Source organism: Janthinobacterium darwini (assembly GCF_051380905.1).
Taxonomy (GTDB): Bacteria; Pseudomonadota; Gammaproteobacteria; order Burkholderiales; family Burkholderiaceae_D; genus Janthinobacterium.
Genome location: NZ_JBNYXX010000001.1, coordinates 289,689 through 300,777, shown reverse-complemented (window position 1 = coordinate 300,777; position 11,089 = coordinate 289,689). Strand labels below are relative to the sequence as shown.

Below are 11,089 nucleotides of genomic sequence, written 5' to 3'. Positions count from 1 at the left end.
GTTATTGCGCGATGCCATGGGCGGCCGCGTGCTGCGCGAAATACGCATCGACGGTAGCGAGGAAGGCATCTTTTTGCGCCTGCGGCAGGAAGGCGGCGATGAAACCGTTGCGCGCCAGGCGCTGCGCATGGGACAGGCCCAGCGGCAAGGCATCGAAAATGGCGTCGAAGTTGTCGTTCATGTAGCCGCCGAAATAGGCGGGATCGTCCGAGTTGACCGTCACCAGCAGGCCCGCGTCGAGCAATTGCACCAGGTTATGGTCATGCATCTGGTCAAACACGCGCAGCTTGGTGTTCGACAGCGGGCAGACCGTGAGCGCAATCTGTTCGCGCGCCAGGCGGGCCGTCAGTTCCGCGTCTTCCAGGCAGCGCACGCCATGGTCGATGCGTTCAACCTGCAAATCATCGAGCGCCGTGCGGATGTAGGCTGGCGGGCCTTCTTCGCCCGCATGGGCCACCAGGTGCAGGCCCAGCTCGCGGCAACGGGCAAACACGCGCGAGAATTTCTCGGGCGGATTGCCCACTTCCGAGGAATCGAGGCCGATGCCGATGAATTTGTCGCGGTGCGGCAAGGCGTCTGTCAGGGTGTCAAATGCTTCTTCCTCGCTCAGGTGGCGCAGGAAACACAGGATCAGGGTCGCGCTGACAGGGCTGTCCTGGCAGGCGCGGTGTATGCCATTAATAACATCAGCCATCGCCACGCCGCGCGCCGTATGCGTTTGCGGGTCGAAGAAGATTTCCGTGTGCAAGACGTTATCGGCTTCGGCGCGGCGCAGGTAGGCTTGCGTCATGTCATAGAAATCCTGCTCTTTCAAGAGCACGCTTGCGCCAGCATAATAGATGTCGAGAAAAGACTGCAAATCCGTAAAGGCATAGGCGCTGCGCAAGTGTTCCACCGATTCATAGCCCAGCGGTACGCCATTGCGCTCGGCCAGTGCGAAAATCAGTTCGGGTTCCAGCGAACCTTCGATATGGATATGCAGCTCGGCCTTCGGCATGCCGCGGACGATCGCGCGCAATTGGGGGTTCATCATGGGTGTTCCTTATAGGGTGACGATAAAAGTGCTGGCACGCACACGCGCGGTGCGCAGGGCCATCAGACATGCAGGCATCTTAGCGCAAGATGGCCGGCCTCACCGGCGCCCGGCCGCCACGGCGCTGGCGGGTGCGGCGCCATGGCCCGCACCGGCACGCGCTGGCGAATTGTCGTATGATGATTTAAAAGGTACAAAAAGGCGCATTGAAATGGATCAAAAATTTGTTGATTTATTTAATTAAATCAAAAACTTACAAACAAGTATTAAGGATATGCTGACATATCTTTTGACTTCCTGATCCTTTAGAGCAATAATTAATTTCATGGGGTAAAGGTAGGTGCAACAAGCGCTATCAACAGTGAAAAAAAAGCCGGCTGGTCACGTCAGCGTACGGCATCAAGCGCCAGTTTTTTGGTCCGGGCAATCCGGACTCGCAAAGACAGCCGGGCTTGAAACAACAATAAAAATCGGTACGGGGTACAGGAAAAGTTCAGACGGCAAGCCCAGGCGAGTGCCAGGCGGGCGGCCATGGTGACTGGCAGTTCAGGTTTACATTAAAGGACATTGACATGACCATTTTTGATAACTATGCAGCACGCTACGAGCGCACCCGTGAAGAGGAAATGTCGCTCACCGAATACCTGGCCCTGTGCAAGAAGGACAAGCTGACGTATGCCAGCGCACCCGAACGCATGCTGGCCGCCATCGGCGAGCCGCAACTGGTCGACACGCGCAACGACACGCGCTTGTCGCGCATCTTCGCCAACAAGGTCATCAAGATCTATCCCGCCTTCCGCGAGTTCTACGGCACCGAGGAAGTGATCGAGCAAGTCGTCTCGTATTTCCGCCACGCAGCGCAAGGATTGGAAGAGCGCAAGCAGATCCTGTATCTGCTGGGGCCTGTCGGCGGCGGCAAGTCGTCCATCGCGGAAAAACTCAAGTCGCTGATGGAACACGTGCCTTTCTATTGCCTGAAAGGCTCGCCCGTCAACGAATCGCCGCTGGGCCTGTTCAACGAGGAAGAGGACGGCACCATCCTGGAAGAGGATTACGGCATACCGCGCCGCTACCTGCGCAACATCCCCAGTCCGTGGGCCGTCAAGCGCCTGCATGAATACAATGGCGACATCAACCAGTTCCGCGTCGTCAAGCGCTATCCGTCCGTGCTGAAGCAGATCGCCATCTCGAAAACGGAGCCGGGCGACGAGAACAACCAGGATATTTCCTCGCTCGTGGGCAAGGTCGACATCCGCAAGCTGGAAGACTACGCACAAGACGATCCGGACGCCTACAGCTATTCGGGCGGCCTGTGCCTGGCCAACCAGGGCCTGATGGAATTCGTGGAAATGTTCAAGGCCCCCATCAAGGTCTTGCACCCCTTGCTGACGGCCACGCAGGAAGGCAATTACAAGGGTACGGAAGGTTTCGGCGCGATTCCGTTCGACGGCATCATCCTGGCCCACTCGAATGAGTCGGAATGGAAGACCTTTAAAAACAACCGCAACAACGAGGCCTTCCTTGACCGTATCTATATCGTCAAGGTGCCGTACTGCCTGCGTGTGACCGATGAAATCAAGATCTACGACAAGCTGGTGGCCAATTCCTCGCTGGTCAAGGCCCCGTGTGCGCCCGGCACCCTGCGCATGATGGCGCAGTTCGCCATCCTGTCGCGCCTGAAAGACCCGGAAAACTCCAGCATTTTCTCGAAGATGCTCGTCTACGATGGCGAAAACCTCAAGGATACAGACCCGAAAGCCAAGTCCATGCATGAATACGTGGATTACGCGGGCGTGGACGAGGGCATGAACGGGCTGTCGACGCGCTTTGCCTTCAAGATCCTGTCCAAAGTGTTCAACTTTGACAATTCCGAAGTGGCCGCCAATCCCGTGCACCTACTCTATGTACTGGAGCAGCAGGTCGAGCGCGAACAGTTCGCGCCGGAACTCGAACAGCGCTACTTCTCCTATATTAAAGAGCACCTGGCGCAGCGTTATGTGGAATTCATCGGCAAGGAGATCCAGACAGCTTACCTGGAAAGCTATTCGGAATACGGTCAGAACATTTTCGACCGCTATGTGACGTTTGCCGATTTCTGGATACAGGACCAGGAATACCGCGATCCTGACACGGGCGAAAGCTTCGACCGCGAATCGCTGAACAATGAACTCGAGAAGATCGAGAAGCCGGCGGGCATTTCCAATCCGAAGGATTTCCGCAATGAAATTGTGAACTTCGGGCTGCGCGCGCGGGCGTCGAACGGCGGCAAGAATCCCGCCTGGACCAGTTATGAAAAGTTCCGCACCGTGATCGAAAAGAAAATGTTCTCGAATACGGAGGAATTGCTGCCCGTGATTTCCTTCAATGCCAAGGCCAGTGCCGACGACGCCAACAAGCACGCCGACTTCGTGGCCCGCATGGTGGAAAAAGGCTATACGGCCAAGCAGGTACGCCTGTTATGCGAATGGTACTTGCGCGTACGCAAGTCGTCATAGCGCGGACAGCAAAGGCGCGCTCCCGCCCGGTGACTGGCGGGGCGCGCAAGACGAGAGGCAAGGAGGCACCCTTTGACATACCTCATCGACAGGCGCTTGCAAAGCAAGAATAAATCCGCCGTCAACCGCGAGCGTTTCCTGCGGCGCTACAAGGGCCAGATCAAGGATGCCGTGGGGCGCGCCATCAAAGGGCGCTCGATCACGGACGTCGAGAATGGCGAGAAAGTCAGCATCCCCGTCAAGGATGTGGGCGAACCGTCGTTCGGCCACGCGCATGGCGGCGTATGGGAAGTGGTCAATCCCGGCAACAAGGAATACCTGAAGGGCGACCAGATTGCCCGGCCGAAAGGCGGTGGCGGCGGACGGGGCAAGGCGGGCAATAGCGACGAGACGACGGAAGACGACTTCATCTTCGAATTGTCGCGCGAAGAGTTCATGAATTATTTCTTCGAGGACCTGGAATTGCCGCACATGGTGAAAACCCAGTTGACGGCCACCACGGAATTCAAGAACCAGCGCGCCGGCTACAATATGTCGGGCACGCCATCGAACATCCATGTGCTGCGCTCCCTGCGCGGCGCGCTGGGACGTCGCATCGCCGTGGGCGGCGGCGCCCGCAAGCAATTGGCGCAGGCCGAGGAAGACCTGGCGGCCCTGCTGCTGGAAGGCGTGCCCGAGGACGACATACTGGTGCAGGAACTGCGTCGCCAGATCCACCACATCCACACGCGCCTGCTGGCCATTCCCTTCATCGACCCGTTCGACTTGCGCTACAGCAATCGCATCAAGGTGCCCAAGCCGATGACGCAGGCGGTGATGTTCTGCATCATGGACGTCTCCGGTTCCATGGACGAGTCGCGCAAGGACACGGCCAAGCGCTTCTTCATCCTCTTGTATCTGTTCCTCAAGCGCGCCTACGACAAGATCGAGGTGGTCTTCATCCGCCACCATACGGCGGCGGCGGAAGTGGACGAGCATGAATTCTTCAATTCGCGCGAGTCCGGCGGCACCGTGGTGTCTTCCGCCCTGCACTTGCTCAATACCATCATCGACGAGCGCTATGGCGCGGGACAATGGAACAGCTATGTTGCGCAGGCGTCCGACGGCGATAACTGGGACAACGATTCCGTGCTGTGCCGGCAGTTGCTGATCAATACCATCATGCCCAAGGTGCAGTACTACACCTATGTCGAAATCACCGATGGCCCGCAGCAAAACCTGTGGGAGCAATATGCGGGCGTGCTCGACCATCACGCCCATTTCGCCATGCAAAAGATCGTCACGCCGGCCGATATCTACCCGGTCTTCCGCGAACTGTTCAAGAAACAGGTGAAATGATGAGTGCAGCCTTTGACCGCGCCAGCAACACCCCGGGCGAACCGTTCGTGCGCCTGCGCCACCCGAATGCCCTGCCCGAGCAGTCGGAATGGACGTTCGAACTGATCGAGCAAATCCACGAGGAAATTCGCCGCGTGGCGAAGCAGTTTGGCCTGGACACCTATCCGAACCAGCTGGAAATCATCACGGCGGAGCAAATGATGGATGCCTACACCTCGGTGGGCATGCCCGTTTCCTATAACCACTGGTCGTTCGGCAAGCATTTTTTATCGACCGAGAAAAGCTACAAGCGCGGGCAGATGGGCCTGGCCTACGAGATCGTCATCAACTCAAACCCGTGCATCGCCTATTTAATGGAGGAAAACAGCCTGACCATGCAATCGCTGGTGATCGCGCATGCGGCCTACGGCCACAACTCCTTCTTTAAAGGCAACTATCTGTTCCGCGCCTGGACGGATGCCGACGCCATCATTGACTATATGGTGTTTGCCAAGAATTACATCGCCGAATGCGAGCAGCGCCATGGCGTCGATGCGGTGGAATTGCTGCTCGACTCTTGCCACGCCATCCAGAATTATGGCGTGGACCGCTACAAGCGCCCGGCGAAACTGTCGATGGCGAAGGAATATGCGCGCCAGAAAGAGCGTGAAGCCTATGTGCAGTCGCAAATCAACCAGCTGTGGCGCACCCTGCCCCGGCGTGACGAGGACGAGGACGAGGACGACCAGCGCAAAGCCAGTCCCCGCTTTCCGCCCGAACCCGAGGAAAACCTGCTGTACTTTATAGAGAAGTACGCGCCGCTGCTGGAACCATGGCAGCGCGAGATGGTGCGCATCGTGCGCAAGATTTCCCAATATTTCTATCCGCAGCGACAAACCCAGGTGATGAACGAGGGTTGGGCCACCTTCTGGCACTACACCATATTGAACCAGCTCTACGACGAAGGCGTGGTGGGCGACGGCTTCATGATGGAATTTCTGAAAAGCCATACCAACGTGGTCTATCAGCCGCCCATCGACAGCCCCTATTACAACGGCATCAATCCGTATGCGCTGGGTTTTGCCATGATGAGCGACATCCGCCGCATCTGCGAGCATCCGACCGAGGAAGACCGGGCCTGGTTCCCCGACATGGCCGGCACCGACTGGCGCAAGAGCCTGGACTTTGCCATGCGCAATTTCAAGGATGAAAGCTTCATTGCCCAGTATTTGTCGCCGCAGCTGATCCGCGAATTCCATTTCTTTGCCGTGCTCGACGACGACAAGAATGAAAAACTGGCCATTTCCGCCATCCATGACGATGCTGGCTACCGCTACGTGCGCCAACAGTTGGCCGAGCAGTACAACCTGGGCAACCGCGAGCCGAATATCCAGGTCTGGTCCGTCAATACGCGCGACGACCGCGCACTGACCCTGCGTCACACGCAATTCCAGCGCCGCCCGCTGAACCAGCAGGCAGCCGAAGTGCTCAAACATGTGGCACGGCTATGGGGCTTCGACGTGCACCTCGACACACTCGATCCGCAGGGCGTCGTCCTGGGTACCCTGAATTGCCGGCGCGAGAAGCGCAATCGGCGCGACGATGCGCCGGCACGACCATAAGTGATATTATTGATAATTATTTTAGCAAGAACATAAGCGCATCCTATGCCACCATAGGAATTCCGTATGGCCTGGCGACGTCGAAACAGCCTCCAGGACCGCCTTTTTTGACCTGGATTAAGCACCTTTCGCACCCGATTGGTGCGCGCGCACGGCTAAGTGGTCTGGTTCCGAGGCAAAACATTTCCAAAAGGAAAGATTTTCCTCCAAATTTAGCGGTTTCCATATTGAATATCACGAAATATAATTCCGCCATATGGGCACATCGGAGAACTTAGCAGTGGTAGCCCAAAACGGCTGTAAAAAACCGATAAGACCGCCTTTTTTTATGTCCGAAAGCGTGCAAAGATGACATAAGCAAGTACGTTTTCAGGGCGCAAAAGCGCCAAAAATTTAACCGGTTTTAGGCGTTAAAAATCTGTGTAAAATAAAGAATTCGTATGTATAATTCGGCGACGTCCCGGATACGGCTGGAGCTTTGTGTCGTCATTTTGGGGTTCAGTTGCAAGACAAGAGATGGTATTTGGAGAAAGCAGGCATGAATTTTTCGAACGAGAAAAGTCCCAAGAACTACACAGGCATAACTGTCGTTGTCCTGCTGCACGTTCTCGCGGCTTACGGGATCGCGACGGGCTTGGGCAAGCGGTTAGTTACCAAAATGATGGAACCGGTTGAAACCAAGATTATCGAGGAAGTCAAACCGCCTCCACCGAAGGATCTTCCACCGCCACCACCGCCGCCAGAAATGAAGGCGCCACCGCCGCCATTCATTCCGCCAGTCGAGGTGAACGTGCAGCAGCCGCCACCACAGCAGAACGTGATTGCAAATGCGACTGCCGTGAAGCCAGCCACGAATGTATTGGCACCGCCAGCAGCGCCTGCACAGCCTTCGCCAACTCCTGGACCAGCCAAATCGGTGCGCACACCGGCCGTGGTTGACTTCAGTGTCTGCGAAAAACCGGCTTATCCAAAGTCGTCGCAGCGCAATGAGGAAACCGGTGTGGTGACACTGTCGTTCCTGATCGGTGTAGACGGCAAGGTCGCTGATTCGAAGATCGTGAAGTCCAGCGGCTTCAGAGACCTGGACAAAGCTGCAGTGCAAGGTATCAGCCGCTGTACATTTAAGCCGGCAACAGTTGACGGCAAGCCGGAGCAAGGCTGGCAGCAAATGCAATACGTTTGGTCGCTGGATTAAAACCCGAGACAGTTATCCCCTGTCTCACACTATGATTTCGTTGTCATTACGTTCAGCGATCTGTTATTTTTAATTTTGGAGGAAGCATGTTTAAGAATACCCGTTTGTCCGCATTTTTTGCCGCGGTTCTGTTGTCCGTCACCGCCACTACCGCTCTGGTAGCAGCACCGGCATTCGCTGACGCGCCAGCATCGGCTGCCGCTTCGGCTCCTGCGGCAGACGCTGCACCAGCACCAGTTGCCGCAGATGCAGCAGCTCCAGCAGCAGACGCAGCAGCTCCAGCCGCTGACGCAGCCGCTCCAGCCAAAACCGAAGAAGTGCACAACCCGTTCGGCCTGTCCGCAGTATGGGACGGCGGCTTCGTGCCACGCGCTACCCTGATCATCCTGTCCATCATGTCGATCGGCAGCTGGTACATCATCATCACCAAGCTGCTGGATCAAATGAAGATCTTCAAGCAAGCTAAAGAAGCCGCTTCCAAATTCTGGAAAGCTCCTTCGATCGCTGCTGGTTCGGCAACCTTGAGCGATGGCTCGCCATTCCGCTTCATCGCTGAATCGGGCACCAAGGCAACCGCACACCATGACGGCGCCCTGCTGGAACAAATCGATCTGTCGACCTGGGTGACGATGTCGATCCAGCGCGCTTCGGACAAAGTTCAATCGCGTCTGCAAGATGGCCTGTCGTTCCTGGCAACCGTTGGTTCGACCGCACCGTTTATCGGTCTGTTCGGTACCGTTTGGGGTATTTACGGCGCGCTGACCGCTATCGGCATGACCGGTAACGCATCGATCGATAAAGTTGCAGGTCCAGTTGGTGAAGCACTGATCATGACCGCTTTCGGTCTGCTGGTCGCCGTTCCTGCTGTTCTGGGTTACAACTGGCTGGTTCGTCGTAACAAATCCGCAATGGAAGACATCCGCTCGTTCAGCGCCGACGTTCACTCGGTTCTGGTTTCCGGCGTAATGTCGACCAGCGAAGCTGGCCGTGCTGCCGGCGCTAAAAAGATCGGATAAGAATCATGTCGATGTCCGTCGGCTCCGACAGCGGAGATGAAGATCAAGTAATGTCAGAAATCAACACGACGCCGCTCGTCGACATCATGTTGGTTTTGCTGATCATTTTCTTGATTACAAGTCCAGTTGTCCTCAAGCTGCAGAAAATCGATCTGCCGATTGAGGCCAATCAAGCCCTGCAAACCAAGCCAGAGAACGTTAACATCGTTGTTAACAAGGACGGCGAGATTTACCTGGGCCAGACCAGACTGAAAGACACGAACGAACTGTTCGATTATCTTAAAGTTGAAGCAGTGAAAGTACCGCAGCCGGAAGTACACGTTCGTGGCGACCAAGAAGCACGCTACGAATCGATCGGCCGGGTTATTTACACGACCCAACGTGCCGGGATCCAGAAGGTCGGCTTCATCACCGAACCGCCTGACAAGGGCTGATAGCGGCTGGCAGCGGCGTCCCGGCAACATGGGGATGCCACTGCCGGAAGCTGACCGGGCGGCAGTTTCGCCCGGTGCTTCGTTGGACTTCTTAAAGGAAACACTATGAGTATGAATGTCGGTTCGGGAAGCGCAGCAGGCGCGGATCCGGAACCAATGATGGAACTGAACATGACGCCCCTCATCGACGTGATGCTGGTGCTGATTATCATGTTGATCATCACGATTCCTAAGCAAAACCACTCGGTGAACCTGAACATGCCGGTCGGCACCCCGCCGCCACCGACAACCGAACCAGTGGTCGTCACGATCGATGTCGATTTTGATGGCACTATCTTGTGGGACAATCAGGTAGTACCTGATCGTAATACGCTGGAAGCCAAGCTGAGCAACGTTGCTGCGCAAGCAGACCAGCCAGAAGTGCATCTGCGTCCTAACAAGCTGGTGGAATACAAAGTCGTCGCCGGTGTGATGGCGTCGGCACAGCGTCTGGGCGTGACCAAAATCGGTCTGGTCGGCAACGAGCAATTCCAGTAAGCTGTAGCAATCAGGTTATCTTTACATCCGAATAGGCAGGACTTCCTGCCTATTCGCTTTTTACTGAAAGACTTTCTCATGTCCAAGTTTCGTCTCGCTCATCTCGGCCTCGTCATGGCCGCTATCGGTTTTACCGCAGCAACTCCCGTAATCGGCCTGGGCTCGCTGGCATACGCCGCGGACACCGTGCGTGCCGAAGTGGGCAAGCCACTGCAAGAAGCGCAAAAACTCGCTAGCAGCGGCAAAAACAAGGAAGCACTGGCCAAGCTGCGCGAAGCTGACAGCGTCGGCGGCAAGACCGCCTTTGAAAGCTACCAGATCGAGCGCGTGCGCGCCTCGGCCGCAGCTGCCGCCGGCGATAACGGCACCGCCATCAAGGCTTTCGAAGCCGTCATCAATTCCGGCCGCCTGAGCGCCGCCGAAGCCCCCAAATTCACGCAAGCGCTGGCAGGCATGTACTACCGCGCCAAGGACTGGCCAAATACCATTACCTGGATCAAACGCTCGCTGAAAGACCGCGACGATGCGCAGATGCGCGAATTGCTGATCCAGACCTACTACGTCAGCGGCAACTACGCCGAAGCGGCCAAGGAACTGCAAGCGCGCGGCGGCAACTCGGAAGCGAGCCTGCAAATGCTGGCCAACATCCAGATGAAGCAAAATGACAAGGGCGGCTATGTGGCCACCCTGGAAAAACTGGCCGCCAGCTATCCAAAGACCAGTTACTGGGCTGACCTGCTGAACCGCGTCTCGGGCAAACCTGGCTTCTCGCAGCGCCTGGGCCTGGATGTCCAGCGCCTGCGCCTGGCCAACGGCCTGTTCACCAAGCCGTCCGAATACATGGAAATCAGCCAGCTGGCCCTGCAAGCAGGCAATCCTGGCGAAGCTTTGGCCATCATCGACCAGGGCTACAAAAAAGGCGTGCTGGGTACCGGCACCGATGCCGCCCGTCACCAGCGCCTGAAAGACCTGGCCCTGAAAACCCAGGCTGACCTGAAGGCCAGCGCCGCCAAGTCGGAAGCGGAATACGTCAAGAACAAGGACGCTGACAGCTTGAACAAGCTGGGCTTTGCCCTGGTCTACGATGGCCAGACCGACAAGGGTCTGGGGCTGATGAATGACGCCGTGAAAATGGGCACCGCCAAGTACGCGGAAGAAGGCAAGCTGCATCTGGGCATTGCTTACATGCACGCCGGCAAGAAGTCCAATGCAACGACGGCATTCAAGGCCGTCAAGGGCACGGATGGCGCGGCTGACCTGGCCCGTTACTGGACTTTAATGAACAAGTAATTGACATCGAACCCAAGCTACTGCGCGTCGCGCTTTGCGGCCTGTGATGCTCACCGTACTACGGTACGGTTGCGCTTCTCGGCCACAAATCACTGCCGCTCGCTACGCTTGGGTTCGACGTTGAGAGTGTATTGAATCAATACTAAAGCG

Annotated in this window: 9 protein-coding genes; 8 read left to right on the top strand and 1 reads right to left on the bottom strand. The window is 56.6% G+C overall.

Annotated features, from left to right (window positions below; all coding sequences use genetic code 11):
• Position 1: 1 nt before the first annotated feature.
• Positions 2-1,033 (bottom strand): adenosine deaminase, encoded by a 1,032-nt coding sequence (locus ACQ4WZ_RS01345; protein ID WP_133989717.1) that lies wholly within the window; start codon positions 1,031-1,033, stop codon positions 2-4.
• 572 nt (positions 1,034-1,605) lie between these two features.
• Here ACQ4WZ_RS01345 and ACQ4WZ_RS01340 point away from each other — a divergent pair.
• The 8 genes from ACQ4WZ_RS01340 (at position 1,606) to ACQ4WZ_RS01305 (ending at position 10,939) form a co-directional block, all read left to right on the top strand.
• The gene (locus tag ACQ4WZ_RS01340; RefSeq protein WP_101482438.1) at positions 1,606-3,528 is read left to right on the top strand and encodes a PrkA family serine protein kinase; all 1,923 of its coding nucleotides are present in this window, start codon (positions 1,606-1,608) and stop codon (positions 3,526-3,528) included.
• A 72-nt stretch (positions 3,529-3,600) separates the two neighbouring features.
• A complete protein-coding gene (locus ACQ4WZ_RS01335) occupies positions 3,601-4,866 on the top strand; it encodes a YeaH/YhbH family protein (protein ID WP_133989710.1) in 1,266 nt (421 codons plus the stop codon).
• A complete protein-coding gene (locus tag ACQ4WZ_RS01330) occupies positions 4,866-6,467 on the top strand; it encodes a SpoVR family protein (RefSeq protein ID WP_101484692.1) in 1,602 nt (533 codons plus the stop codon). The genes ACQ4WZ_RS01335 and ACQ4WZ_RS01330 overlap by 1 nt, the downstream gene beginning before the upstream one ends.
• 538 nt (positions 6,468-7,005) lie before the next feature.
• On the top strand, positions 7,006-7,662 hold the full coding sequence (locus ACQ4WZ_RS01325; RefSeq protein WP_436572398.1) for an energy transducer TonB: 657 nt from the start codon (positions 7,006-7,008) through the stop codon (positions 7,660-7,662).
• 86 nt (positions 7,663-7,748) lie between these two features.
• A complete protein-coding gene (locus ACQ4WZ_RS01320; protein WP_166674703.1) occupies positions 7,749-8,678 on the top strand; it encodes a MotA/TolQ/ExbB proton channel family protein in 930 nt (309 codons plus the stop codon).
• A gap of 5 nt (positions 8,679-8,683) precedes the next feature.
• Complete coding sequence (locus ACQ4WZ_RS01315; protein WP_101482442.1) at positions 8,684-9,112, top strand: ExbD/TolR family protein; 429 nt, start codon at positions 8,684-8,686, stop codon at positions 9,110-9,112.
• 105 nt (positions 9,113-9,217) lie between these two features.
• A complete protein-coding gene (locus ACQ4WZ_RS01310) occupies positions 9,218-9,649 on the top strand; it encodes an ExbD/TolR family protein (protein ID WP_170840419.1) in 432 nt (143 codons plus the stop codon).
• 78 nt (positions 9,650-9,727) lie between these two features.
• On the top strand, positions 9,728-10,939 hold the full coding sequence (locus ACQ4WZ_RS01305; RefSeq protein ID WP_133989708.1) for a tetratricopeptide repeat protein: 1,212 nt from the start codon (positions 9,728-9,730) through the stop codon (positions 10,937-10,939).
• The last annotated feature ends 150 nt before the right edge of the window (positions 10,940-11,089 follow it).

Coding starts and splice junctions, on each gene's coding strand:
- ACQ4WZ_RS01320 (WP_166674703.1), top strand. CDS start 7,749: ATGTTTAAGAATACCCGTTTGTCCGCATTTTTTGCCGCGGTTCTGTTG.
- ACQ4WZ_RS01345 (WP_133989717.1), bottom strand. CDS start 1,033: ATGATGAACCCCCAATTGCGCGCGATCGTCCGCGGCATGCCGAAGGCC.
- ACQ4WZ_RS01315 (WP_101482442.1), top strand. CDS start 8,684: ATGTCGATGTCCGTCGGCTCCGACAGCGGAGATGAAGATCAAGTAATG.
- ACQ4WZ_RS01325 (WP_436572398.1), top strand. CDS start 7,006: ATGAATTTTTCGAACGAGAAAAGTCCCAAGAACTACACAGGCATAACT.
- ACQ4WZ_RS01340 (WP_101482438.1), top strand. CDS start 1,606: ATGACCATTTTTGATAACTATGCAGCACGCTACGAGCGCACCCGTGAA.
- ACQ4WZ_RS01305 (WP_133989708.1), top strand. CDS start 9,728: ATGTCCAAGTTTCGTCTCGCTCATCTCGGCCTCGTCATGGCCGCTATC.
- ACQ4WZ_RS01330 (WP_101484692.1), top strand. CDS start 4,866: ATGAGTGCAGCCTTTGACCGCGCCAGCAACACCCCGGGCGAACCGTTC.
- ACQ4WZ_RS01310 (WP_170840419.1), top strand. CDS start 9,218: ATGAGTATGAATGTCGGTTCGGGAAGCGCAGCAGGCGCGGATCCGGAA.